This window comes from Pseudoalteromonas marina, assembly GCF_000238335.3.
In the GTDB taxonomy this organism is placed as follows: domain Bacteria; phylum Pseudomonadota; class Gammaproteobacteria; order Enterobacterales; family Alteromonadaceae; genus Pseudoalteromonas; species Pseudoalteromonas marina.
The window spans coordinates 103899-130327 of the sequence record NZ_AHCB03000007.1 but is presented as its reverse complement, the minus strand read 5'-3'; the positions used below and the strand labels follow the sequence as shown (position 1 = coordinate 130327).

The following is a 26429-nucleotide window of genomic DNA, read 5'->3' as shown; positions in this document are numbered from 1 at the left end:
TTCGACTCGGTTAGTCGGCACCATTTATCAACTTATTTCTATTATCAAAACACTAAATCAGTAGTCTGGACAAGTTACCCGTTCGACTCGGTTAGTCGGCACCATTTATCAACTTACTTCAATTATCAAAACACTAAATCAGTAGTCTGTACAAGTTACCCGTTCGACTCGGTTAGTCGGCACCATTCATCAACTTATTTCTATTATCAAAACACTAAATCAGTAGTCTGTACAAGTTACCCGTTCGACTCGGTTAGTCGGCACCATTCATCAACTTATTTCTATTATCAAAATACTGAATCAGTAGTCTGTACAAGTTACCCGTTCGACTCGGTTAGTCGGCACCATTTATCAACTTATTTCTATTATCAAAACACTGAATCAGTAGTCTGTACAAGTTACACGTTAGACTCGGTTAGTCGGCACCATTCATCAACTTATTTCTATTATCAAAACACTAAATCAGTAGTCTGTACAAGTTACCCGTTCGACTCGGTTAGTCGGCACCATTTATCAACTTATTTCTATTTATCAAAACACTAAATCAGTAGTCTGTACAAGTTACCCGTTCGATTTGGTTAGGCTGCACTACCTCGTTTACAACACTTTATTTTTTCCTGATAAATTAATTTTAATCTACATAAATAATGTTGTGATCTGATAGTGTTTATATTTGCAAAGTTGCTGATCATTTAACTATACCTGCCGTATAACTCACTTATTAGTTCACTCATCGCTAGCTATGTAATGTTATGTAAAGTAAGTTGAGCAAAATTAGCCAAGGTGCTTGAATTACATTCATAAATAGCAGTAATTCAGGTTAAATTATGATTTGGCAATACAAGCCAACTTTATTGGCACTTAGTGTGATGCTGCTCAGTGGCTGTGCGAGTAATATAAATCCACAGGAGCGCCAACAAGCACCAAGTGGTGTTCCTAAGCAGTGGCAACAACAAGCAGCAAGTTCAGTTTTGCAAGTGGATAATGAATGGTTAACGCAATTAAACACGCCATTGCTGAAAAAATATGTTACCCAAGCGCTTAAAAACAATCAGCAACTATTACAAACCAGCTACGATGTTGCCATTACTAAGCAGCAACTTATAGCGTCCGGGGCAGACCTTTGGCCTAGCTTAGATTTATCTACGCGTACTAGCCGAAGTAAAGATAATCGGCCTGTTAGTTATAATAATGCTAGCTCCGTAAGCTTAAACTTAAATTATGAAGTTGACTTATGGGGCAAACTGTCAGATTCAAAACATGAAGCTAACCTTTCATATTTAGCTCAAAAAGCGCGTTTTGAACAGGCTAAACAGCAGCTTGTTTCGGATGTTGTTCAAGGATGGTTTGATGTTGTGTCTGCACAGCAGCTACTCGATTTATATAAACGCCGTGAAGAAAATGCTAAGCAAAATCTCGATATAATTGAATCGGGTTACCGCCAAGGTATAAACGAAGCGCTCGATGTTTATTTAGCCCGCAATGAGCTAAATAACGAACGTTCACGCATAGCTACTCAAACAGCCAGCCTATCCAGTGCTGCAAGACTACTGGAGCGTTTATTAGGTGAGTACCCAAAAGGAGCAATTTCTGCAAGTAATGACTTACCGGTTATTAACACAGAAATTCCACTGGGAATTCCATCTGAACTTATTACCCGAAAGCCTGCATTACTTGCTAGTTGGTACGAACTATTGGCGACGGATGCGTCATTGGCTTACGCACATAAACAGCGCTTTCCTAGTTTAAATTTAACTGCAAGCTTAAGTGATAGCACAGACAGAGTGAGTGATTTATTTTCTCCTTCAAGCCTTGCATGGTCTTTGCTAGGAAGTATTTCGGCACCTATTTTTGAGGGGGGACGTTTACAAGCCAATGAAGAAATTGCACGCCTAAATACACAAAAGCAAGAACAGCAATATCTGCAAACCTTGTACGATGCATTTGGTGATGTAGAAAACGCGATTTCGCAGCAGCAATCTTTAAAGGCTCAATATACCAGCACACTTGAAGCGCAAAAAAATGCACTTGCTGCCGAGCAGCTATCGTTTGAGCAATATCAAAGCGGCTTGGTCACTTACACCACAGTATTGGATGCACAAGGGCGCTCATTCGATGCGCAAAGTTCATTAATACAAATTAAGAATCAATTAATTGCAAATAGAATCAACCTACATGTTGCCCTTGGTGGTGATTTTGAAAAACCATCAAGCGACCTAAAGAGTAACAACGATGAAAACTAAAACAGCTAAAATTATTATTCCAGCCGCGGTTGTTGTTACCGCTCTTTTAATTGTGTTTTTTATCAAAAGTAACCCGCCAGAAGCGAGGCGCTTTGGCTCTGCACCAAAAGCAGCTATCAGCGTGTCGGTACTAGAGGTTGTGCCTCACAGTTACCAAGTAATGATAGACAGCTACGGTACAGTAAAGCCTCGCACACAAAGCTTACTTGTTGCTCAAGCATCAGGGCAAATCATCGACGTGAGTGATGAGTTTAGAGAAGGTGGTTTTTTTGAAAAAGGCGACGTGTTACTAAAGCTTGATGATAGAGATCATCAGGCAGAGGTTAAATCTGCACAAGCAAACTTACTCACAGCAGAACAAAGCTTGCTAGAAGAAAAAGCCCGCGGGCAACAAGCACTGACTGATTGGAAGCGCCTTGGTGGTTCAAGTCAAGCCAGCAGTCTTGTATTACGTGAGCCGCAATTAGCAGCGGCGCAGGCACAAGTGCTATCGGCTCAAGCTACTCTTGAAAAAGCAGAGCTTGATTTAGAGCGTACAAAAGTGACTGCACCTTATGCTGGGCGCATACTGAGTCGTAGTGTCGATTTAGGCCAAGTAGTGAGTAACAATACCCAACTTGCCACTATTTACGCTATTGATAGCGTAGAAATTCGTTTACCAATAAAAAATAAAGACCTTTCGTTTGTAAACCTGCCAGAACAATACCGTGATGGTGCTAAAAACCAAGCCGGTTCGTTAGTTAAATTTAGCTCTGATTTAGTGGGCGAACAAACATGGCAAGGCCAACTTGCACGCACTGAAGGCGCAATTGACGAAAACGCGCAGCAACTTTACGTGGTAGCAAAAATAGACGACCCATATAAATCAACCGAGAGTAACCAATACCCAATTAAAATAGGCCAATACATTAAGGCACAAATTGCAGGCAAAACGGTACAAAATGCGTTGATCATTCCCAACAGTACAATTTATCAAGGCACCTATGTTTACGTAGTTGAGGGTGATGTACTAAAACGTAAAGACGTTACTTTTGCATGGCAAAACGCAAACCAAGCAATGATCAAGACAGGATTAAAAGCAAACGACAAGTTGGTTATCACGCCACTTGGTCAAGTGAGTTCGGGCACTAAAGTGAGTATTTTAGGTGAAGAGCCAAAGGAAAAAAAACCTAAAGGTATGCGCCCGTCGCGAGAGCAACTTGAGCAAAAAGCAAAAGAGCTTGGTATCAGTGTTGAAGAGTTAATAAAAAAACGTCACGCAGCCAAGCAAGGAGATAAAGCATGATTGCTTGGTTTACCAAAAACCATGTTGCTGCCAATTTATTGTTAGTAACTTTGTTGTTGTCGGGGCTATTTAGTTTATCGAGTAAAATACCACTTGAGGTGTTTCCGTCTTTCGAAACAGACATGATAAGCGTTGGTGTTAGCCTACGAGGTGCAACCCCTGAAGATGTAGAGCAGGGCGTAACAATTCGTATAGAAGAAGCGGTGCAAGACCTAGAGGGCATTAAACAAATATTTAGCCGCTCGTCAGAGGGGTCAGGCTCTGTAACAATTGAGGTTGAAAGTGGTTACGATCCTCGTGAGCTGTTGGCTGATATAAAAAGCCGAGTCGATGCGATTAATACGTTTCCTGGCGATGCAGAGAAACCAATTGTTGCGCTGGCTGAGCGCAAAAGAGAAGTAATAGCTGTTACTGTATCAAGTGATTACGGCGAAAAAGAAACGCGTGAATACGCAGAAACAGTGCGAGATCAAATACTGCGTTTGCCTAATGTAACGCAGGTAGAGCTAAGTGGTGTACGAGACTATGAGTTAGCCATTGAAGTTAGCCAAGACACACTTCGCCAATATAACCTAAGCCTTGCGCAAATATCGAGTGCGATTGCTAATTCAAGTTCTGATATTTCTGCTGGTAACTTAAAAACTGAAGGTGGCGATGTACTGATCAGCTCAAAAGGGCAGGCTTACCGCAAAGACGAATTTGCTAGCATAGTCGTCAAAAACCAAGCCGACGGAACAATTATTCGCCTAGGTGATATTGCTACAATAAAAGACGACTTTGAAGAAACGCCAGTGCGTACCCGTTTTAATGGTAAGCAAGCGGCGTTTATAGACGTTTACCGAATTGGCCCGCAAAGCGCGATAACCGTGGCAGACGATGTTAAAAACTATATTGAAGAACAGCAGGCCACGCTACCACAAGGTTTTAAACTAAGCTATTGGGATGACGATTCAGAGTTAGTTAAAAGCCGTATCGCAACCTTAACCAGTAATGCTCTACAAGGTGGTATTTTAGTTTTGGCACTGCTCACGCTATTTTTGCGCCCAGCAATTGCATTTTGGGTGTTTATTGGTATTCCTGTATCGTTTATGGGCGCGTTTATCGCGATGCCAATTTTTGGTGTAACGCTAAATATAATGAGCTTATTCGGCTTTATTTTAGTACTCGGTATTGTAGTAGATGACGCCATAGTAACCGGCGAAAACGTGTATACCCATTTAAAAACGGCAAAATCGGGTGAGCAGGCTGCTATATTGGGTACTCAAGAAGTGGCTACTCCCGTTACCTTTGGTGTACTGACTACGGTTGCTGCCTTTTTACCTTTAGCATTCATTGAAGGGGCACGCGGCGCCTTATTTGCGCAAATTCCGGTAGTCGTCATTCCGGTGTTATTGTTCTCGCTAATTGAATCTAAATTTGTGTTACCAGCACATTTAAAATACATAAAATTACGCCACCAAAAGGGTGAACCATCGAAGCTTGAAGCAATTCAACAACGCTTTGCAGATGGCTTTGAAAGTGCAATTTTAAAATATTACCAACCTATATTAAACACTGCTTTACGCCATAAATTAGCAACGGTCAGTTTATTTGTTGGGGTATTTTTTATTATTTTAACCATGATCACCAGCGGTTGGACTAAGTTTATCTTTTTCCCACGAATTCCGAGCGAAACCGTACGGGTTAACCTAACACTGCCAACGGGTACGCCGTTTGAAGTAACCAATAAATACGTGATTGATATGTCTGAAAAGGCCCAGCAATTACAAGATAAATATCGCGACCCAGATACAGGGGAAAGCGTTATTTTAAATATACTCGCCACTACAGGCGGGCGCGGTGGTGTATCCAACTCTGGGGCGGTACGCTTTGAAATTACACCTGCAGAAAAGCGTGAATCAGACATAGGCTCACGCGAGCTTGCAAGTGAGTGGCGCGATTTAATAGGTGTGATTCCTGGCGCTGAAAGCCTAACATTTAGAGCTGAAATTGGTCGAAGTTCAGACCCAATAGACGTTCAATTAAGTGGCACCTCGCTTACAATACTCCAAGATGTGGCTGATAATATTAAAAACCGTTTAGCAACGTATCCAACGGTGTTTGATATTGCCGATAGTATGTCTGATGGTAAAGAAGAATTACGTATAGAGCTTACACAACAAGGTTTAGCGCTTGGTTTGAATCGTGTAAATGTAGCAGGGCAAGTGCGAAATTCGTTTTTTGGCTCGCAGGTTCAACGTATTCAACGCGGACGAGACGACGTGCGTGTAATGGTGCGTTTACCTATTGATGAGCGCCGCTCCATAGCCGATTTACAAAATATACTAATAAACACCCCCGATGGCGGTTCTGTACCATTGTCGCATGTGGCAACGCTTACGGCAGGGCAAAGCCCATCGACCATAAACCGTATTGATCGTTACCGCACACTAAACGTGACGGCTGATATAGAAAAAAACAACACCAACATGACGGTGCTTCAAGCCGACCTCGCACAATACTTAGACGAGCTAATGCAACAATACCCGGGGGTTGATTATAAACTTGAAGGTGAAGCTAAAGAGCAAAGAGAATCATTTGGCTCACTGGCTTGGGCGTTAGTGTTTGTATTTTTTATAATTTATGCGTTATTGGCTATTCCGTTTAAGTCATACATGCAACCAATTATTGTTATGAGTGTTATTCCATTTGGCATGATTGGCGCAGTAGTAGGGCACTGGATAATGGGGATGGATTTAACCATTATGAGCCTACTAGGTATGCTTGCGTTAATAGGTGTCGTAGTGAACGATTCGCTTGTATTGGTTGATTTTATTAATAAAAAACGCAGCGAAGGTGGCGATTTAATAGAGGCAGTTAAACTTGCTGGCGCATCGCGCTTTCGCCCAGTTATGCTCACCAGTTTAACCACTTTTATAGGTTTAATGCCGCTGCTGTTTGAAAAAGCCACACAAGCGCAGTTTTTAATACCTATGGCGGTAAGTTTAGGGTTTGGGATTATTTTTGCGACCTTTATTACTTTATTACTAGTACCAGTCAATTATATGTTGATGGAACGATTTCAAGGCTGGTTTAAATAATACAAAAACGTGTTGATACAAAAGCTGTAGGTATTCAATTGCCTGCAGCTTTTTTGTTTTTAGCTATGTAAAATTGAAAGTTATTTAAGGCGTTAAATGGATATACGTGGATATATAAAGAGGTTTGAGTGTGCGTGTTAAAACGCGAGTAGATGATGGTGTTCCCCAAGATACGGTACTCGGTTTCAGTCCTGAAACCAGAAGGTTTCAGGGCGGGAATCTGCGGTTTACCGTAGGCTTCTCGGTACATGCCAAGCTTGCACAATAGTAAACGAACAGAAACCCTGGTATAAAATTTATCGGCTCAGGGACTTAACCCAGCTCCAGTATCCCAGGGAACAAATTAAGTATATAAGACATATGCCAATCCTTAAACCCAAAACGTAAAAAATTAAGTCGTTCGCTTAGTTTTCCCACACCTTTAACTCGCTGTTTACTTTATTGCGTAGTTTTTGAGCGTGATCATACAATTAATTGGAGTTGCTTTTTATCGAGTGGTAGCATTGCTTTAACTAGCAAAGCGAAGGCTTGATTATGAACGATTTACCAGATTACGAAAAAGCTCAACTACTTTTAGAAAAAAATGAAATATTTGTTTCTCCTGCCGAAGCGCATGGTGTTATTAGTGGTTTATTAGCATGTGGACTAAGTATTGACGACAAGGAGTACCTAGGCCTTTTAAGCGATGTATTCAACGATGGTGAATCGTTCGGTAATGGTTTAAAAGCATTTTTTGGCACTATTTATAAGCAAGTTGTTGCAAGCTTTAATGATGAAGAGTTTCAGTTTGATTTATTTTTACCAAGTGATGACGAAACACTCATCGATCAGGCTAATGGCCTCGTATCATGGGTATCGGGATTTATGCTTGGTTTTGGTTTAAAGCAAAAAGATTACGGTAAGCTGTCGGCTGACGTGAAAGAAGTAATTAGCGACTTTAGCGAAATAACACGCCTAGATACCACTTTTGAAGAAACCGAAGAAGATGCTAACGCACTTCACGAAGTTATTGAATATGTACGTGTATCGGCACTACTTTGTTTTGCTGAGCTAGGTAAAGAGCAAAGCAGCCAAAGTGATAAAAAAACGCTTCATTAAACTTAATTAAAAAGTACAACGGGTTAGCTAATAATGGTTGAAATAAAAAAGTCAGAGTTTAAAGCACGCAGAGAACGCTTACTTGCACAAATGGACGATAACAGCATTGCGCTTATTCCGGCTGCTAGTGAAGTAACGCGAAGCCGCGATACTGACTATGCTTTTAGACAAGACAGCGACTTTTTTTATTTAACCGGTTTTAACGAACCTGATGCTGTATTGGTGCTTTGTAACAACAGCGATACACCCAGCACCTTATTTTGCCTTGATAAAGACAAATTAGCCGAAATTTGGCATGGCCGACGTGTTGGTTTTGATAAAGCCAAAAGCGACTACTTATTTGACGAGGCCTACCCATTAAGTGATTTAGAAGAGCAACTGCTTGAGCTACTAAATGGTAAAAATGCGATTTATTTTGCACAAGGCGCTTATGATTCATTTGATAGTAAAGTGTTTACGCTTTTAGGTACACTTCGTGGCGGGGCTCGCAAAGGCCTTAAAGCACCGAGTACGTTAAAAGAAATTCGCGGCCTTATCCATGAAATGCGTTTGTTTAAATCGCCAAGCGAAATAGAAGTAATGCGCGAAGGCTGTGAAATTAGCGCCCGTGGCCACATGCGAGCTATGCGCTTTTCACATGCAGGGGCAACTGAGTTTCAATTAGAAGCAGAGCTTCATCATCATTACGCAATGAACGGCGCACCTCATCCGGCTTACGGCACAATTGTAGGTAGCGGCGATAACGCGAATATTCTGCATTACACGCAAAATAGCGATGTACTTAAAAATGGCGATCTAGTACTTATTGATTCAGGTTGTGAGCTACAAGGCTACGCAGCCGATATAACACGTACATTTCCGGTAAATGGCCAGTTTAGTGAAGAACAATCCGCGCTTTATAATATTGTTCTTAACGCACAACTGGCTGCCTTTGAAGAAATTAAACCCGGTGGTTACCTGTCCCACGCTAATAAATTAGCAATGGAAGTACTAACGCAAGGCTTACTTGACTTAGGTATTTTAACTGGCGACTTTACTGAACTAATGGCGCAACAAGCCTGTAAAGAATATTACATGCACGGCCTTGGGCATTGGCTGGGGTTAGACGTGCATGATGTCGGTGATTATAAAATAAATAACGTTGAGCGAGCATTTGAGCCTGGTATGGTTTTAACCATAGAGCCAGGACTCTATATAAGCGAAGACTCAAACGCGCCACAAAAGTACAAAGGTATTGGTATTCGTATAGAAGATAATTTACTCGTTACCGAGTCAGGCCATGAAAACCTTACTTTAAGCGTGCCTAAAACCATTGGCGATATTCAAGCACTTATGCAACAAACTACAAGCGCATAACAAGTTGGAGAGCACAATGGCTAAGCAGTTTGATGTTGTAGTAATTGGTGGCGGTTTAGTTGGCGCAAGCTGTGCACTTAGCATTGCTAAAATAAACCCCTCAATAAACATTGCCGTGGTAGAAGCAAGCCAAGTAACCGATGAATACCACCCAAGCTTTGACGACCGAAGTATTGCGCTTGCTCAGCAATCGGTAGAGTATTTACAAACACTTAATTTATTTGACCAAAATGCCCCTTACACCTCTGCTATTAAAAAAGTGAGCGTATCTGATAGAGGCCATTTTGGTAAAACCCATATTCAAAGCACTGAATTTGCAAAACCTTCTTTAGGGTATGTCGTTGAGGTTAATCCATTTGGGCGCGCGCTTCATCAGCGGTTAGTGCAATCAAGCATTCGCTTATTTTGCCCCGATAGCGTAATCGAAATAAAACAAACGTTGCATAGCAACGCACTGACTTTACAAAGTGGCGAACAACTTAATGCCAAGCTAATTGTTGTAGCCGATGGTGCGCAATCTCCTACACGCCAATTACTGGGCCTTAATTTTGATACTCAGCCTTATGAGCAAGGCGCTATTATTGCCAATATAGAAGTAGCCGAAGGGCATAATAACCATGCCTTTGAACGCTTTACTCAGCATGGCCCTATGGCACTATTACCAATGAGCAATAACCGATATTCATTGGTGTGGTGTATGGAAAAAGAGCAAATTAATTCATACATGGACTTAAATGAAATCGAGTTTTTAAGTGCATTACAATCAGCCTTTGGTTACCGCGCAGGGCAATTTGTTAAAGTGGGTATGCGCGCAAGCTACCCGCTGGTATATGGGCAAGCCGAATCGTTAATAGCTCATCGAACGGTGGTTATTGGTAATGCTGCTCATGCTATTCATCCCATTGCAGGGCAAGGCTTTAATTTAGGCTTGCGTGATGTACAAGTACTGAGTGATTTAATTGCCAATAGCCCTAATGAGTTAGGGAGCTATGCGTTTACACGCGAGTATGGTCAGTTACGCTGCCAAGATATAAAAACAGTGATGACCTTAACAGATGCCTTAGTAAGGTTATTTTCAAATTCATCTCGAGTATTAGCACTTGGGCGAAGCATTGGCTTGTTTTCAATGGATTTATTCCCCGCATTAAAAGCCCCGTTAGCAAAACAATTAATGGGGCAAGTTAAACAAGGTTCACGTTTATGAAGCAAACACAGGTGTGTATTGTTGGTGGTGGTTGCGTGGGGCTGACGTTAGCCCTTGGTCTAGCTAAGGCTAATATTAGTGTTGTGGTACTCGATGCAGCATCAACACAAGCCCCTCCAACTGATGAATACGGTTTACGTGTAAGCGCACTTAGTATTGCAAGCCAAACGTTATTAGAGCAATTAAACGTTTGGCCTGAAATTATTGCTCAGCGTGCATGTGCATATACCCATATGGATGTTCGCGATGCCGACAGCTTTGGTAAAATAACCTTTAATAACAAACAACTTGAGCTCGACCATTTGGGGCATATAGTTGAAAACGATATTATTCGCTTTGCACTTATCAAACAGCTAGAGCAGCAAAGCAGTGCTACGTTAATGTTTGATACCGAATACCAACAAATACACCAAAGTGAATCAGACGTATTTATAACCCTTAAAAGCGGCGAGCCTATTATTGCTAAGCTGCTGGTGGCGGCTGATGGCGCAAATTCAGCTATTCGTAAACAATTTAATATGGCGCTGACCTTTAAAGATTACGATCACCATGCATTGGTTGCTACAGTAAAAACAAAAGAGCCACACGCAAATACTGCGCGACAAGTGTTTTTACCAACGGGGCCATTAGCATTTTTACCATTGAGTGACGCTAACACTCATTCAATAGTGTGGTCTACCAGCCCCCACGATTGCGATGAATTGCTAGCAATGGACGACACTACTTTTAATAAAGCCGTAATGGCTGCCATAGATGGCCAATGCGGCCAGTGTGAAGTGCAAAGTAAACGCGCAGCATTTCCACTTAAAATGCGTTACGCCCAGCAATGGGTAAGCGGCAAAGTAGTATTAATGGGTGATGCAGCGCACACCATTCATCCATTGGCAGGGCTGGGTATGAACCTAGGCCTAAAAGACGCCGCGTATTTAATTGAGCTACTTACAAGTGAGAGTAAAGAATTTGCAAGCACCCGCACACTTCGTGATTACGAGCGTACCCGCAAGCTCGACGCGCAAAAGCACATAGCCATGATGCAAGGGCTTAAAGAGTTATTTGAAGGCGCAAACCCAGTTAAAAAGCTAATACGCGGAGTCGGGCTGTCACTTGTTGATAACCTAGGCCCAATAAAACACCTATTCGCCAAAGAAGCGATAGGGAAGTGATAAAGACAAGCGGTTAGTTTTTTAGCTGTCAGTTTTTAGCAAAGAAAAACCGATGTTTAGTTTAAACATCGGTTTAAATGGTACAAAGGAACGTTCTTAACTTTTTAGATTATATTCCACTAGCGCTCGTAATACTGTTTCTAGCAATAAATCTCTCTGGGCATATATAGCTGTCCACTGAGCTTCTTTCCATGTGTTTTCTAACTTTAAATATGAGCCATGGGCAAGAATATTTCTAAGTTCTTCAACTTTCTTTGCTCCTATCACTTCATTTTGTTCAATAATTTTTTTCCTTATGGATACTACACGAGGATCTTTTTTCATTGCACCTGGAAACCTATCAATTCTGAGCATGTTTGATAAGGATTGATCTAATACGCTATCACCTATGTTTGTATTCCAAAAGCCTTCTATGAAGGCCCATAAACATAAAGCTTCTATAAAGACGTCTCCAATTTCGGCTATTTTGAATATTTCTTCAAAGTAGGGATATCTATAATCAGGCTTAGCATTAAAACTAGAGAGTAGTTTAGTGAATTTATCTAACTCATGATTATCAAGTTTTACTTGACTAGTTCTCAAGGGATTGGGGATATTATTCCAGATAGGGTTTATAATTACTGCATTTTCAATATAAGTACCTGCTTTTGAAATTACTACAGGTGGAGGAAAAGAAAGCCTTAAGCAAAGAGTAATTAATTCAACTATGTATTGTGAGTTTTCATTTGAATATGAGTTTTTTATAACTAAGTAATTACAACTCATTGGGGGTGGGTTACCTGATGAGATCCAACCACCTGGCTTAAATATTTTATCTGAAATCCAACTTCCAATAGGGTTTTCTATTTGCTGGGCATCTTCAAAGTTAGTAAAGCAAAGCTCTATTTTTTCGTTGTTCAGTTCAATAAAGCGAGTTAAAGCAACTTCCATTTTTTGACAGTTGTATATCATCCATATTGATGTTCGCATATAAATGCCTCCTTATTTAAAAATTTAAGACGCTTAGTAGTCTCAGGTAAATTCCTTAAAATCATTGCACGAATTTAGGCTAAGTAAATGATTGTATTTTTTGTAAAATTTAGGGTTTAAGTAATTAAATACAACATTTTTCAATCTCAACGCCTACATGCAAAGTTTAACACTGAGCTTAATTTCACCTGTAGGCGTGCAGCTTGGCGGCGCGACAAGCATAGCTCGTGATTACTATCGTTAGTTAAAAAGCGCTTTATGTAAAATCAGCTACAAATTGGCTTGGGCTTCATTGACCATATCTTTGAGCGCATCAATTAACAGTGGATCTCGCGAGTTTTGTTTAGCAAGTTCTAGTGCGTGTTTCATGCTGGTAACAGCCTCCTTAAATTGTTTGTCAGCCGTGTAGCCTTGCGACAATCGCATGTGGGAGTAGGCTGCATTTGGGTAATCGCGAGTAAAGTGTTTAAGCGTTGTTATCGCTTTTTTAGTATTACCAAACTTTTGCTGGCGGTGGGCAAACTCTACGTACACATCTTGTGGAATTTTAAGCTCAAATCCGTACTTATCGCTCAGTGCTTGGTAGTAACCTGTAATAAGCGATACATCAGCAAATTTTCCATGCTCGTCAGTCACTTTAAATATTAGGTCACTAAACAAGTGAATCAGGCTATCGCTAATTGCTGGAAGTATGGTGCCCATATGACTAAAAGTAGGGTAATGCTTATATTCCCACTTTAGCTGTGTGGGCATTTGTTGTTCTAAATTTACTAACGTATTTAATGCGCCTGTATAAAAACGTGCGCCTTCACTCGCTACACTAATAAATAACTCTTGAGCACCTTTAGGGTTTTTAGTGTATTTAATAATATTATTTTTTAACTCTTCGTCACTCCACCAACTATTTGGGCTAATAGCTATGTAGTTGTTAAACAATTCAGGCTGATTAACTAAAGTATAAAGCGCTAATGTACCAGCGTTAGAGTGACCAATTAAAGTGTTGTAGCCGTTAGTTGAGTAATTATTGTTTATGTATGGCATGAGTTCGTCAGACACAAACTTTAAAAAGTTGTCGGTTTGCCCAGCGTCAGGCCATTTATTTTTAACAAAGGTTTGAAACTCCGTTTTAGGCTCGCCTTCTACTTTGGGTAAGTAATCACGAATACGGTTAGTTGTATCAATAGCAACAAGCATGGCATTAGGTATTTGCTCGTAATCAACAAGGGACTTTATAACGCCAGACGCCGTATGAAAGTGCTCAACACCATCAAGTAAATAAATAACATAAAGCGGCTGGTCGTCTTTTACAGTGTCAGGTATGAAGATGCTGATTGGCCTATCTTCGTTAAGTATTTTTGATTGTAGAATAACTTTTTTACCAACGGTTATGTCGGTTGTAGCGGTGTTTGAATAGCTAAAAAAAGAGGTGCTAAAAGTAAGTATCAAGGCAAGCGATAATAAAAGCTTCATAAATATCCTTATTTAATAATGTGTTGCTTAATAATTGCACGGCTTTAGGCTTGAGTAAACGTTTATATTTTAGGAGCACATACAGGGCTTTATTAATTAAAAGCTTTGATTTTTTTGTGCGAGCAAGCTCAGCGACTTCCAAAAAAACGAAGGCACTTACTTTCAATTTACTTATTGATAGCGGGGCATCGAGTACCATCACCCAATAGCTTTAACACTTATCTATTAAAGCTTAAAAAACCTGCTTGCTTAATTATCCTACTAAGCGTAAAATGCGCGCTCATTTCGGCTTTTAAACTATTAATTCCTTGCCTTAAACCGACCGGCCGAAACGGTAGAAGGCTCTATTAACCGTAAGGAATATCCATGCGTCATTACGAAATCGTATTCATGGTTCACCCAGATCAGAGTGAGCAAGTTGCTGGTATGATCGAACGTTATACTGGTTCTATCACTGAAGCTGGTGGTTCAATCCACCGTCTTGAAGATTGGGGCCGTCGTCAATTGGCTTACCCAATTAACAAGCTTCATAAAGCTCATTATGTTCTTATGAACGTTGAAGCACCTACTGAAGTAATCAGCGAGCTAGAAACTACTTTCCGCTACAACGATGCAGTGCTTCGTAACTTAGTTATCCGCACTAAATCTGCAGTAACTGAAGCGTCTCCTCTTGCAAGAGAAGAGAAGAAAGAAGCACCAGCTGCTTAATTGTTTTGAGTCCAAGCATGGCGTTTAACTGGCGGTAAATATAAATGGTTAGCCCTTTTATGAATCAGCTGGTTTTATCTGGGGTAGTTTGTAAAACACCCAAGTTAAGCCAAAGCCCTGCTGGCATCCCGCATTGCATTTTTGTTTTAGAACATAAATCGATGCAAACCGAAGCAGACCTTAACCGTAATAGTTATGTAAAGCTTCAGGTTGTTGCCAGTGGAAAGCAAATGCAACAACAGACTCAACATTTGCACGTTGGGCAGGCATTGCAAGTGAGTGGTTTTTTAAATCGCCACGAAGGTCGTAACGGCCTTAGCCAATTGGTTTTGCATGCTCAGCATATAGAAAGAATTATTTGAGGAATTAATCTCATGGCACGTTATTTCAGACGTCGTAAGTTCTGCCGCTTTAAAGCGGAAGGCGTACAACAAATCGATTACAAAGATCTAGCTACTCTTAGAAACTATGTTACAGAAAGTGGCAAAATCGTACCTAGCCGTATTACAGGTACTAGCGCTAAATTCCAGCGCCAGCTAGCAACTGCTATTAAGCGTGCTCGCTACTTAGCCCTTCTTCCATACACTGACTTACATAAGTAAGCAGCGGATTAACAGTTTTTAAAAGGTGTAGAAACATGCAAGTTATTCTACTAGATAAGATCGCTAACCTAGGTAGCCTAGGTGAACAGGTTGTAGTTAAATCTGGTTTCGCACGTAACTTCCTTTTCCCTCAAGGTAAGGCAGTTCCTGCGACTAAAGCTAACATTGAAACGTTTGACGCTCGTCGCGCAGAACTTGAAGCGAAAATCGCTGAACAGTTAGTTGCTGCACAAGCACGCGCTGAAAAACTAGAAGCATTAGCAGAAGTTACTTTAGTATCTAAAGCTGGTGACGAAGGTAAGTTATTCGGATCAATCGGTACTCGTGACATCGCTGACGCTATCTCAGCTGTTGGTGTTGAAGTTGCTAAGTCAGAAGTTCGTTTGCCTCTAGGTACTATCCGTGAGACTGGTGAATTTGACGTATCAATTTCTGTTCACACAGACGTAACGGCTACTATCAAAGTAATCGTAATCGCTGAAGCTTAATTTTTAATTAAGCGACAAAAGCCGTGCTTTTAGCACGGCTTTTTTGTGCCTAAAATTCAGTGTTTTTATTATTAATGTGGTACTGCCTCCTAATACTCTTCTTATTTAGAATTTAAATTCTTTAAATTTATTTTCATTTCATTCAAACCTTTTACCGCTGTTATTGCGTCTAACTTATCAATACACTTGAAATGGTACCAATACCATAATAATTAAAAGGTGATATCACGGATGTTACACGTTAAACCCGCTGAGTGCGAAAATGCATTGATTGAGCGCGTAAAGTCGGGTGATCAAAGTGCATACACAATGCTTTACCAATTGCATATAAAGCGCGTTTACGGTTTGTGCTTGCGCTTATTAGCTGATCAGTCACACGCTGAGGATGCTGCGCAAGAAGTGTTTGTTCAGGTGTGGCACAAAATAGCAATGTTTGATGGTCGTTCGCAGTTTTCTACTTGGTTATACAGTGTGGCGAGTAATATTGCGATTAACTACTTACGTAAACAAAAAAGCTGGGTACAAAAAGTCGTTAGCATTGAACAAGACGGTATGGATGAGCAATCGGCTAAAGACTGTAAAGGCTTAAACGGCTTAGATAAGCTAATTGTTAGGTTACCTGAGCGCGCACGCATGGTGTTTGTATTGTTTGCAGTAGAAGGTTATCGACATGAAGAAATAGCAGAGCAGTTGGGTATTGCCGTTGGATCAAGCAAGTCACAATATCATCGAGCAAGGCAGTTATTACAAGAGTGGTATGAAAATGAATAAACCAAACTTTGACGACTTTTTAGATAAATCATTAAACACGCTTGATAAAGAGATAACGCCACAAAAAGATCTGTGGGCAGGTATAGAAAGAGCCATTGTAAATACCAATGAGCCTGAGCAATCAGCCGTTACTTTATGGCCAAAGTTAAGCGCAATGGCGGCATGTACCGTTGCTGCACTAGTGGCGCTCAATATGTTTGTAATAAACCCTAAACCACAACCGGTTGTGGCCATAAGTGACTATTTTGCACAGCAAAAGCAAAGCTTACTGGTGCAGTATAAAAATCAAGACGCCTTAACCGATAATTGGCAAACACAATTACAAGAACTTGAAGAGGCAGAGTATGCCATTAAGCAAGCACTTAAAAACGAACCCCAAAACCAAGCATTGCTAACAATGTTAGCGCAGATTTATCAACAACAACTTGATTTGATTAATAAGGTGCATGCACCTCGTTGGCAAAGTATTTAGGAGAAAAACATGAAAGCAATTTTACTAGGATTAAGCTTATTTCCACTTGCTGTATTTGCAGGAGAAAAAATTGATAAACAAATAGAAGTGCCAAAAGAGGGTACTGTTTTTATTGAGAATCAGCGTGGTGATGTAAGTATTGCTGGTTGGGATAAAAGCGAGTTTAAAGTAGTGGGCGAGCTTGACGATAAGGCAGAAGGTTTTGAGCTCGAAACGAGAGGCGACAATACATATTTTGTTGTGAAAATGCCACGTAAAATGGGCTGGGGCAGTAATGGCGATGGCTCTAAACTAACTATTTTTATGCCGCATAGCAGCGCATTAGACTTTCGTGGTGTTAATGTATCGGTAATAGCTAAAGCACTTAAAAATGGTGCAGAAGTAAATGTGGTTAATGGTGAAATTACCGCACAAAATTTAGCAGGTAATATTAAGCTAACCAGCGTTAACGGTGATGTGAATGCACAAAGCCTGAGCGGTAATATTCAATTTGAAACGGTAAATGGCGAAATAAATGATGAACAGTCTAGTGGTGAGTTACGCTTTAGCGCTGTGAATGGTGATATTAAGTCGTCATCAAGCGCGAGCGATGTTCGTCTTGAAAATGTGAACGGTGACATAAACTTTAAGCTGGCTAGCATCAAAAACCTACGTATAAACACTGTAAATGGTGAAGCTGAAGTTAGTATTGGTGAGTTACTAGACAGTGCAGATGTACGTTTTGAGTCGGTAAGTGGCGATGCAGAATTTTTCTTCCCTACTAATGTATCTGCTAAATTTGAGATTGAAGCCCATGCCAATGGCAAAATTATTAATGAGCTTAGCGATGACAAAGTAAAAAAAGCCAAATATGGCCCAGCCAGTGAGCTTGAGTTTGTTATTAATGGCGGCAATGCAGACGTTGAAATGGATACTATAAGTGGCCGTATTCAGCTTAAAAAGTAAATCGTAAACTTTTGAGTTACAAAAAGCAGGAAAAGATTTCCTGCTTTGCTATTTGCACAACCCCGGCAAGTCGATAGAATAGAGCCATTCAATTTTAGTACTGTGAAGTTATGGCCAAACCAGATAAGCAAGTCGATACCCTTAAAGTTCCTCCCCATTCAATAGAAGCTGAACAATCTGTTTTAGGTGGCTTAATGCTTGATAACCAAGCATATGACCGCGTAGCCGAACTTGTTGTATCTCAAGATTTTTATACTCGTACGCACAAGCTTATTTTTGAAGCAATGACAGAGCTTGCAGAGTTGGGTGATCCAATCGATTTAATTACGATTTCTGAAAGCCTTGAAAAAAATAATAAACTGGCAGGAATTGGTGGTTTTGCTTACTTAGCCGAAATAGCCAAAAATACACCGAGTGCCGCTAATATCGATGCGTACGCTAATATTGTGCGAGAGCGTGCGGTTGTGCGTGAAATGATTGGTGTAGCAAATGAAATAGCCGAGGCCGGTTTTAATACCGAAGGGCGGACAAGTCATGACTTATTAGATTTTGCCGAGAGTAAAGTATTTAAAATTGCTGAGCAGCGTTCAAAAAGCACCGAAGGTCCGCAAAGCATACACAACATACTCGAAAAAACCGTTGATAAAATAGAAGAGCTATACCAATCTCCGCAAGATGGTGTAACAGGCGTAAGTACCGGCTATGCTGACTTAGATAAAATGACCACAGGTTTACAGCCTTCAGATTTAATTATTGTTGCAGCACGTCCTTCAATGGGTAAAACCACCTTTGCGATGAACCTTGCAGAGCATGCAGCAATGACACAAGACAAGCCTGTGCTTATTTACTCATTAGAGATGCCCTCTGAGCAAATCATGATGAGGATGCTGGCATCACTTGGTCGTATTAACCAAACTAAGGTACGTACTGGTCAGCTAGACGATGATGATTGGGCGCGTCTTTCATCAACCATGGGCTTGTTGATGGAAAAAGGTAAAATGTACGTTGATGATGCATCAGGGTTAACACCTACCGATGTTCGTTCACGTGCACGTCGTATTGCGCGCGATCATGGTGGTATCAGTATGATCATGGTTGATTACCTTCAGCTTATGCGTGTGCCGAGCTTATCGGATAACAGAACACTTGAAATAGCAGAAATTTCACGCTCTCTTAAGTCACTAGCAAAAGAATTAAAATGCCCGGTTGTTGCGCTTTCGCAGCTAAACCGTACGCTTGAGCAACGTGCTGATAAACGCCCAATTAACTCAGATTTACGTGAATCTGGCTCGATAGAGCAGGATGCCGATTTAATCATGTTTATATACCGTGATGAAGTCTACAACGAAGACAGTACTGAAAAAGGCATAGCCGAAATCATCATAGGTAAACAGCGTAACGGTCCAATTGGTAAGGTGCGCTTGACGTTCCAAGGGCAGTTTTCTCGCTTTGATAACTACGCAGGTCCTGCGATGGATGACGAGTATTAATGCGCTTAGCTACTGCTGAAATTAATTTAACGGCACTTGCGCATAATTTAGCCCAGGTAAAGCGTTTTGCACCAAACAGTAAAGTTATGGCGGTATTAAAAGCCAATGCGTATGGCCATGGTTTGGTTAAAATTGCACAACATTTAAATGATGCAGACGCATTTGCAGTAGCACGTATAGATGAAGCTTTAGCGCTTCGAGCTGGCGGGTTAACAAAACCGATTGTGTTACTTGAAGGCTTTTTTAATAAAGACGATTTACCTATTTTATTGGCCAATAACTTTCAAACTATTATTCATGATGAGTATCAGCTTGCCGCTTTGGAAGAGGCTGAGCTTGAAGCGCCTTTATTGTGCTGGCTTAAAGTAAATACCGGCATGCATCGCCTGGGTATTGCCCCAGAGCAGTTTGATGAATTTTATAAGCGCCTGCAAAAAACACCCAATGCCAATAACACCGTTAATTTAATGACCCACTTTGCATGCGCGGACGATGTAAATAACACCAAGACAGCACAGCAAATTTCACAGTTTGACTACCTAGTAAATAATATTAACCAAGCACATTGCTTATCTAACTCGGCAGGCATTATTGCTTGGCCGAATGCTCATGGCGATTGGGTGCGTCCTGGTTTAATGTTATATGGGGTATCACCTATGGCAAACGCATTGGGTGAACAGCATCAGCTTAAGCCCGTTATGCGTTTAACGACACGTGTTATAGCAGTGCGCCATGTTCCAGCTAACGAGGCCGTAGGATATGGTGGGCGTTGGAAAAGCGATAAAGCGACTCAGTTAGCTGTGGTTGCTATGGGATATGGTGACGGTTACCCGCGACATGCAAAAGAGGGTACACCAGTGGTTATTGGCAAGCAGCGCTATGGTATTGTAGGTAGTGTGGCAATGGATATGATTAGCGTAGACATAGGCCAAAACGAGCACAACATAAAAGTAGGCGACAGAGTCACAATGTGGGGCCCAGAGCTACCAGTAGAAGAAATAGCACAGTGCGCCGATACCATTCCTTACGAGCTTTTGTGTAATATTACACCGCGCGTAAGTTATGAGTATCAGCCATAATTAAATAGTGGTAGTTACTCTTTAATAAAGTAAATATCACTAAAGCCCATGCGGGCAAACTCTTGATCACGAAAGTTACGAACAGAAGCTGACCCTTTAGAGGTCATTTCTATTTGCTGTACCATGCTTAAGTAATTCGTTAAATCAATGCCTTCGGCAGCAGCAATTGCTTGATACATGTCGTGGTATTTATCTTTAGCAAAATTTATTTCGCGCGGTTGGTTTTTAAATTTATAGGTTATTCTGCGTGCCATATTACGCTCATTGTAATTGAGTATTAAAGCGATTTTACACTGTATTTAGTAGCGGCTCTAGCATTGAATGACACGATATAACTAGGCACTCAAACCATAGGGTTAATAATGAAATTATCAGTAGAAATTAGTAAGTACCCACTTCACCAAGATTACATTCCTTTTATCAAAGGCTTTATTGATCGATTAAACGAATACGATGGTTTAAAAGTGATTACTAATACATTATCGACACAAATTTTTGGCGATTATGATTTAGTGATGCAAGTACTCAATACCGAAATTAAACGTTCATACGAAGAGTTTGGCAAAGCTATTTTTGTGTGTAAGTTTTTGTCTGGCGATTTATCGCCTCAGTAGTTTTTTCGCCACAATTTAACGGTAACAGCACACTATGGAATTTATAACAAAAACGTTAAGCGGTTTTACTGCCATGTCGCATTGGGAATATATTGCGGTTGTGTTATCAATTGCTTATTTATTGTTGGCGATAAAAGAAAGCCTGTGGTGCTGGCCTGCTGCGTTTTTTAGTACGCTAATTTATACTATTATGTATTGGAATGGCGCATTGCTAATGGAGTCATTACTCAACTTTTATTACATGTATATGGCTGTATTTGGCTGGGTTGTGTGGCGAAAAGGCAAAGCTAATAATAACAACCTGAGTATTAGTTCTTGGTCTATGGAACGTCATGCGCTTTTAATCATACTTACCTCTATTGCGGCAACAGGCATTGGGTATTTTATGACTAACTATACGCATGCTGATTTTGCCTACCTCGATAGCTTTACAACCTGTTTTGCCGTTGTGACGACTTACTTAGTTGCCAAAAAAATCCTTGAAAACTGGTTGTATTGGATAGTCATAGACGCAGCGTCTATGTATTTATATTACGAAAAAGGCTACTACCCAACATTAGCGCTTTTTGTGTTTTACACCATTATGGCAGGGTGGGGCTTTAAAACTTGGTATGAAGAATACGAGCAAAGCCAAGCTAAGCCACTCGCACAGCTTTAATTTATGAGTGATTACAATGCACTTATAAACAAATGCCGTGCGTTTATAGCACCAAGTAGCGTTATTTCATGCGTGCCTTTATCACAAGGTTTAAGTAACGAAAATGTGTTAATAAATACGACTCAAAGGAAGTATTTATTAAAGCGTTACAAAGACCATTGGCCAGAATATGCCTTAGAGGCACAGCGTCGCCTGAGTGCGTCAAATATATGTCCTTCCCCCGTTTGGCTTGATAAACAAAATCAACTGGCTGTGTTTAATTACTTTGACGGTAGTACCGCAAAGAGTCTATCAATCGACGACGTGATTAAAAAACTTGTCACTGTCCATGCTTACTCGGCTAGCACTGAGCCAATGAACATAGCCCAGGAGCTAAGCTGTTACAAATGCTCACCAGTGTATTTGGAGCATCAGCAGCAAATTAGTGCAGCTGTTAACTTTATTGCAGCCATGCCTATCGAGCTAGGTTTTTGCCACAACGATTTAATTAAAGATAATTTAATAGTGAATGAGTCAGGCAGCTACTTAATTGATTTTGAGTACGCTAAAACTAACGACGTGTATTTTGATTTAGCAGCGCTAAGTGTTAGCTTTGAGCTAAATAAAAATAACGATGATGCGTTATTAAATAGTTACGCTAAATATAAAGATAAACAGGTAGGGTTTGTAACATCAACCGATAAGCTTAATTGTTATAAGCTGTTATTTTTGGTTTTAAGTATTGGTTGGTATGAGCAGCGCGACATAAGAGCTCCAGCAAAAAAATTACGCGCGCAGCTGCTAAAACTTATTGCAGCATGTGGCTTTTAAAGGCCACCAAAACGCGCTGCTAACTCTTTATATTTTGCTACTTCATCTGCATCAAACTGCGGTTCGCCGTTTTCATCTTCTGACTTAGCGATTAATAAACTTTCACGTGCAAGACGTTTTACGCGCTCTTCTTTTACACCTAAAAATTCTGCAACTTGCTCCGTAGACATCAAACTCATTATTAATTCCTCTTTTAAATATTTTCATTACTGTGACAATGATAGTTAAAATGTTGCTAAAGCGTAACTATTTTTATCGAATATTAATAAATAACGCGTTTTTATAAAATAGTCACATGTTTTATTCAAAAGTGCCTAATTAGTAATCATATAAACTAATGTCGCTAGCATTTGTGTAAAGATGGCTTTATCATTAGCGCATGCTAACACATTGATATCGCGAGTTGATGTGGCGGCAGCAAATGTGCTCTCGTGGTGAAATGGATATCACGTGGCCCTCCGGAGGCTAAGTTGCAGGTTCGATCCCTGCCGAGAGCGCCATTTGGTCCCTTTCCTTTATTGATAGTATCTACTAACATATCAAAAATGGTGACCTGAGTGTGACCAACTTAAAACTATTTTAATTTTTAGAGCTGTTAATTTCGTTACTTTTACATAATACAAGTTTATGGTGTATTTACATTTACGCATATCTACAGCCTTGTCCTTTCTAGCCATACTTCTCATCCTAAATATTTAATGACTTTGTTTTCTTAGTTGAAATATAGATTAACTTCAGACCTTATTTTTTTCGTCAAACCATCAACAGGATCTACTTACACTGCTATGTAAATATAAAATATATTGTATACAATGATAATTTTATGTTACAAAAGTGTTTCTCTTTCCGGGTTGGATAGAGAAAACAATAATTATCAAAGGTAAATTATGAAAATAAAAACATTAATTCTGGCGCTACCTATACTTGGAGCAAGCTCTTTAGCTCAATCAGCTAACCTGCAAGAGCGCTTGTTTACACCAAAAAATGCAGAAGTTGAGCGCACACATCATCACGGTGTAGATCACCAACATAATGAAAAAGCCCCTATAGCTGAGTTGCAAAAACAGCCACAACAACTTAATCAGTTCATGATGCGCAGCCAAGCTGCCGTTGTCACTTGTGATTTAAGTGCGATGGCAAGTGCAAGCACTAGTGCAATTATCACTGAACTTAAGAGCCAAGGTACTAGTTGTATTAATGAACTATTTAGTGCGCCATCTTCTATTCAGAGTCAGGTTTATAGTTCAGATAACATGTATGCCGTTGCAAATCATGCTAAGTCACTCTCACAGACTTATGCTGGTGGTGGAGATGTTGATTTAGAAGCGCTGTTTTTATATTTGCGTGCGGGTTTTTATGTTGAGTTTTATAATGCTGACGTGAATTTTAGCTCTTGGGTACAGCCTGCAGTAGTTGATGCTATAGATGCATTTGTAAACAATAGCCACTTTTATGATGATAATGATGGACACGGTAAAACACTTGCTGAAGTTATCATAACTATGGATAGTGCTGAGCAGCAGCATCGTTACTTAAACGTGGTAAAGCAGTGGTTAACGCGCTTCAATGAGAGTTATGCTGCAAAATGGAATATGCGTAGTGCTGTTAATGGTATTTTCACGCTACTTTATCGTGGCCAGTGGAATGATGCATTTGTAACCGCTATCGGCACTGATACTGACTTAGTTGCTAAGCTAAGCGCATTTACTCAAAAGCAGTGGATGATAGACTCAGATGCACAATACTTGATTGTTAACGCTGCCAGTGAACTAGCTCGTTTAAAACAATATTCAGGCACGCCAATACAAGCAAGTGTTGATACTGGTTTGAAAGCTATTTTTAGCACCTATAACAGTTTTGGTTATGGTGATGCAGTATGGCTTGCAGCAGCTGATTCTGTAAGTTATTACGCAGATTGTAATGACTACGGTATTTGTGGCTTTGTTGATGAACTAACTCAACAAGCGTTGTCACAAAATTATAGCTGTAGTAGTACTATAAAAATTCGCTCGCAAAATATGACAGCTATTCAACATGCAGCAGCATGTGATGCTATGGGCGCTGAAGAAGGGCTTTTTCATAATAAGCTAGCCACAAATAACACCCCTGTTGCTGATGACAACAATAACTTTTTACAAGTAAATATTTTTGACAGTAGTGACGATTATAGCAAGTACGCAGGTGCTATCTTTGGTATAAATACTAACAATGGCGGTATGTATTTAGAAGGTGACCCATCTTTAGCTGGCAACCAAGCTAATTTTATAGCTTATGAAGCAAGTTATGCCAATGCAGAGCACTATGTATGGAACTTAGAGCACGAGTATGTTCACTATTTAGATGGCCGTTTCGACTTATATGGTGACTTTAACGCACCCACAGAAGATATTGTCTGGTGGTCAGAGGGGGTTGCAGAGTATGTTGCTAATTTAAATAACAACGATGCTGCAAAAGCCACTATTAGTGATGGCTCGCGCTATACACTAGCGCAAATTTTTGACACCACCTATGATGGATTTGATCAAGATCGAATTTATCGCTGGGGTTACTTAGCTGTTCGCTTTATGTTTGAACGTCACAACAACGAACTTGATGCCATGTTGGCTCATACCCGCACTGGTAATTGGAGTGCCTATAAATCAAAAACTGTAGAGTGGGCCAATAACTATGAGAATGAATTTGTACAGTGGTGCGATGACTTAGTTGCAGGTACGAGCACTAATACCCCACCAATAGCACAAATTAATGGTCCATATTCTGGCATGCAAAATAACAATATTAGCTTCACGAGTAATGGTAGTAATGATAGCGATGGTAGTATCGCCAGTTATCAATGGAACTTTGGCGATGGTAGCAGTTCAAATCTGGCAAATCCTACTCATAGTTACACAAGTGCAGGAGAATACACCATAACATTAACTGTGGTTGATAATGAAGGTGCAAGCCAAACTGTCACTACAGTAGCAACTATCGAAGCTGACAGTAGTGTTGATGATGGTGTGCTATTGAATAGCCAGCCAATTAACATCAGTGGCGCTCAAGATGAATTTTTATATTTCACTTTTGATGTTCCTTCAGGCGCCAGCGACCTTATGTTTAATTTAACTGGTGGTACAGGTGATGCGGATTTATATGTAAGTTTTGAAGCAGCACCGAGTGAAGCTATATATGATTGTCGCCCTTACATTGGTGGTAACGAAGAGTCGTGTGCTATAAATCCTGCACAAGTAGGCCGATACCATGTGATGGTTAGAGGTTATAATGCATTTGATAACGTTCAGTTAACAGCATCATTTACCCAAGTGACTTCTAACGTGCCAGATGTGTGTGCTAGTCAAGGTAGCCGAAGCAGTGGCCGCTTAAATGATGGCGAAGTAATTTGTCTAGGTAATAGCGATCCTATGTGGTTTAGCATTGCAGATGTTCAAGGCCAAAATGGTATTGCGATCACCACCGCTAATGGTAGTGGTGATTTAAGTCTAAGCTACGCTGCAAGTGGTTGGCCAAATGGTAACAATGAAGTGGCTGAGTCAAATAATAGCGGAAATGGAGAGTGTATTTATATTTCAGGCCAGAGTGAATACTGGGGCTACCTAAAAGTAGCTGGTAATAGCACTGGTGCAAGCTTAGTCGTCGACTTTAACAGTCAAGGGTGTCGTTAGTTAATATATAAACTTAAAGCGTGATCTCACGCACTTTATATAATGGAGTCATCAGTTTTCTGGTGGCTCTTTTTTTATAAAGAAACAAATGCAAAGGTTCATTTCTTCAAAGTCAAAACACCCCTTTAGCTTTTTTCTGGTGTTTTAAACTAACTATAAATTGAACTACTTGGATGTAAAGTTGATAAATAAACATTCAATTGTACTTACGTTGCAAAAGTGTCGCCAAAGCTGACAACTTCAATATTGATGAGTGCATTGA

Annotated in this window: 25 protein-coding genes, 1 tRNA gene and 1 other RNA gene; 21 read left to right on the top strand and 6 right to left on the bottom strand. The window is 40.3% G+C overall.

Annotated features, from left to right (window positions below):
• Positions 1-827: 827 nt before the first annotated feature.
• From PMAN_RS11750 to PMAN_RS11740, 3 genes are read left to right on the top strand one after another with little or no spacing between them, the layout of a single operon-like run.
• Positions 828-2243, top strand: a complete 1416-nt coding sequence (locus tag PMAN_RS11750) for an efflux transporter outer membrane subunit (RefSeq protein WP_010557866.1) — start codon at positions 828-830, stop codon at positions 2241-2243.
• On the top strand, positions 2233-3528 hold the full coding sequence (locus PMAN_RS11745) for an efflux RND transporter periplasmic adaptor subunit (protein WP_010557865.1): 1296 nt from the start codon (positions 2233-2235) through the stop codon (positions 3526-3528). The genes PMAN_RS11750 and PMAN_RS11745 overlap by 11 nt, the downstream gene beginning before the upstream one ends.
• Positions 3525-6608 (top strand): efflux RND transporter permease subunit, encoded by a 3084-nt coding sequence (locus PMAN_RS11740; RefSeq protein ID WP_010557864.1) that lies wholly within the window; start codon positions 3525-3527, stop codon positions 6606-6608. The genes PMAN_RS11745 and PMAN_RS11740 overlap by 4 nt, the downstream gene beginning before the upstream one ends.
• A 158-nt stretch (positions 6609-6766) precedes the next feature.
• Here PMAN_RS11740 and ssrS read toward each other — a convergent pair.
• Positions 6767-6949, bottom strand: a non-coding RNA gene (gene ssrS, locus PMAN_RS11735) — 6S RNA.
• 193 nt (positions 6950-7142) lie between these two features.
• Here ssrS and PMAN_RS11730 point away from each other — a divergent pair.
• Genes PMAN_RS11730 through PMAN_RS11715 form a run of 4 tightly spaced genes read left to right on the top strand, consistent with a single transcriptional unit; the run spans position 7143 to position 11429 of the window.
• Positions 7143-7706, top strand: a complete 564-nt coding sequence (locus PMAN_RS11730) for a UPF0149 family protein (protein WP_008131954.1) — start codon at positions 7143-7145, stop codon at positions 7704-7706.
• Between the two features lie 33 nt (positions 7707-7739).
• Positions 7740-9062 (top strand): Xaa-Pro aminopeptidase, encoded by a 1323-nt coding sequence (gene pepP, locus PMAN_RS11725; RefSeq protein WP_010557863.1) that lies wholly within the window; start codon positions 7740-7742, stop codon positions 9060-9062.
• A 16-nt stretch (positions 9063-9078) separates the two neighbouring features.
• Entirely contained in the window at positions 9079-10266 is a 1188-nt protein-coding gene (ubiH, locus tag PMAN_RS11720; RefSeq protein WP_010557862.1) for a 2-octaprenyl-6-methoxyphenyl hydroxylase, read from the top strand.
• Positions 10263-11429 carry an FAD-dependent monooxygenase gene (locus PMAN_RS11715; RefSeq protein ID WP_010557861.1) on the top strand — a complete coding sequence of 389 codons (1167 nt, stop codon included), beginning with the start codon at positions 10263-10265 and terminating at the stop codon, positions 11427-11429. The genes ubiH and PMAN_RS11715 overlap by 4 nt, the downstream gene beginning before the upstream one ends.
• Positions 11430-11525: 96 nt before the next feature.
• Here PMAN_RS11715 and PMAN_RS11710 read toward each other — a convergent pair whose 3' ends face one another.
• The 3 genes from PMAN_RS11710 to PMAN_RS11700 all read right to left on the bottom strand — a co-directional run bounded on the left by PMAN_RS11710 (position 11526) and on the right by PMAN_RS11700 (position 14067).
• Positions 11526-12398: a hypothetical protein gene (locus PMAN_RS11710; RefSeq protein WP_010557860.1), complete on the bottom strand. Its 873-nt coding sequence runs from the start codon at positions 12396-12398 to the stop codon at positions 11526-11528.
• Between the two features lie 270 nt (positions 12399-12668).
• Complete coding sequence (locus PMAN_RS11705) at positions 12669-13868, bottom strand: alpha/beta hydrolase-fold protein (protein ID WP_010557859.1); 1200 nt, start codon at positions 13866-13868, stop codon at positions 12669-12671.
• Complete coding sequence (locus PMAN_RS11700) at positions 13828-14067, bottom strand: hypothetical protein (protein ID WP_010557858.1); 240 nt, start codon at positions 14065-14067, stop codon at positions 13828-13830. Before PMAN_RS11700 ends, PMAN_RS11705 begins: the two co-directional genes overlap by 41 nt.
• Before the next feature lie 167 nt (positions 14068-14234).
• Here PMAN_RS11700 and rpsF point away from each other — a divergent pair, with 167 nt between their 5' ends.
• From rpsF to alr, 9 genes are all read left to right on the top strand, one after another.
• Positions 14235-14576, top strand: coding sequence for a 30S ribosomal protein S6 (gene rpsF / locus PMAN_RS11695; protein WP_006793724.1), 342 nt, complete (start codon positions 14235-14237; stop codon positions 14574-14576).
• A gap of 44 nt (positions 14577-14620) precedes the next feature.
• Entirely contained in the window at positions 14621-14938 is a 318-nt protein-coding gene (gene priB, locus PMAN_RS11690; protein WP_006793722.1) for a primosomal replication protein N, read from the top strand.
• A gap of 12 nt (positions 14939-14950) precedes the next feature.
• Positions 14951-15178 (top strand): 30S ribosomal protein S18, encoded by a 228-nt coding sequence (gene rpsR / locus PMAN_RS11685; RefSeq protein WP_006793721.1) that lies wholly within the window; start codon positions 14951-14953, stop codon positions 15176-15178.
• A gap of 35 nt (positions 15179-15213) precedes the next feature.
• Positions 15214-15666, top strand: coding sequence for a 50S ribosomal protein L9 (gene rplI / locus PMAN_RS11680; protein ID WP_006793720.1), 453 nt, complete (start codon positions 15214-15216; stop codon positions 15664-15666).
• 231 nt (positions 15667-15897) lie between these two features.
• On the top strand, positions 15898-16437 hold the full coding sequence (locus PMAN_RS11675; protein ID WP_010557857.1) for an RNA polymerase sigma factor: 540 nt from the start codon (positions 15898-15900) through the stop codon (positions 16435-16437).
• Positions 16424-16909, top strand: a complete 486-nt coding sequence (locus PMAN_RS11670; protein WP_010557856.1) for a hypothetical protein — start codon at positions 16424-16426, stop codon at positions 16907-16909. The genes PMAN_RS11675 and PMAN_RS11670 overlap by 14 nt, the downstream gene beginning before the upstream one ends.
• Positions 16910-16918: 9 nt before the next feature.
• A complete protein-coding gene (locus PMAN_RS11665) occupies positions 16919-17854 on the top strand; it encodes a DUF4097 family beta strand repeat-containing protein (protein WP_010557855.1) in 936 nt (311 codons plus the stop codon).
• Positions 17855-17964: 110 nt separating this feature from the next.
• The gene (gene dnaB, locus PMAN_RS11660; RefSeq protein ID WP_006793716.1) at positions 17965-19344 is read left to right on the top strand and encodes a replicative DNA helicase; all 1380 of its coding nucleotides are present in this window, start codon (positions 17965-17967) and stop codon (positions 19342-19344) included.
• Positions 19344-20423, top strand: a complete 1080-nt coding sequence (gene alr, locus PMAN_RS11655; RefSeq protein ID WP_010557854.1) for an alanine racemase — start codon at positions 19344-19346, stop codon at positions 20421-20423. Before dnaB ends, alr begins: the two co-directional genes overlap by 1 nt.
• 14 nt (positions 20424-20437) lie before the next feature.
• On the opposite strand, the gene PMAN_RS11650 is transcribed toward alr, so the two are convergent.
• Positions 20438-20677: a DUF2960 domain-containing protein gene (locus PMAN_RS11650; protein ID WP_006793714.1), complete on the bottom strand. Its 240-nt coding sequence runs from the start codon at positions 20675-20677 to the stop codon at positions 20438-20440.
• Positions 20678-20785: 108 nt separating this feature from the next.
• On the opposite strand from PMAN_RS11650, the gene PMAN_RS11645 reads away from it, so the two are divergent.
• The 3 genes from PMAN_RS11645 to PMAN_RS11635 are packed head-to-tail and all read left to right on the top strand — an operon-like array spanning position 20786 to position 22505.
• On the top strand, positions 20786-21037 hold the full coding sequence (locus PMAN_RS11645; RefSeq protein WP_006793713.1) for a YkoF family thiamine/hydroxymethylpyrimidine-binding protein: 252 nt from the start codon (positions 20786-20788) through the stop codon (positions 21035-21037).
• A gap of 34 nt (positions 21038-21071) precedes the next feature.
• Positions 21072-21695, top strand: coding sequence for a nicotinamide riboside transporter PnuC (gene pnuC, locus PMAN_RS11640; protein ID WP_008131932.1), 624 nt, complete (start codon positions 21072-21074; stop codon positions 21693-21695).
• Positions 21696-21698: 3 nt separating this feature from the next.
• The gene (locus PMAN_RS11635) at positions 21699-22505 is read left to right on the top strand and encodes a phosphotransferase (protein WP_010557853.1); all 807 of its coding nucleotides are present in this window, start codon (positions 21699-21701) and stop codon (positions 22503-22505) included.
• Here PMAN_RS11635 and PMAN_RS11630 read toward each other — a convergent pair.
• Positions 22502-22684, bottom strand: a complete 183-nt coding sequence (locus PMAN_RS11630; RefSeq protein ID WP_006793710.1) for a hypothetical protein — start codon at positions 22682-22684, stop codon at positions 22502-22504. The genes PMAN_RS11635 and PMAN_RS11630 overlap by 4 nt on opposite strands.
• A gap of 246 nt (positions 22685-22930) precedes the next feature.
• Between PMAN_RS11630 and PMAN_RS11625 the strand changes: the two genes are divergently transcribed.
• Positions 22931-23005: transfer RNA gene (locus PMAN_RS11625), tRNA-Arg, on the top strand.
• A gap of 387 nt (positions 23006-23392) precedes the next feature.
• Positions 23393-26167, top strand: coding sequence for a collagenase (locus PMAN_RS11620; RefSeq protein ID WP_010557852.1), 2775 nt, complete (start codon positions 23393-23395; stop codon positions 26165-26167).
• Positions 26168-26429 lie beyond the last annotated feature (262 nt).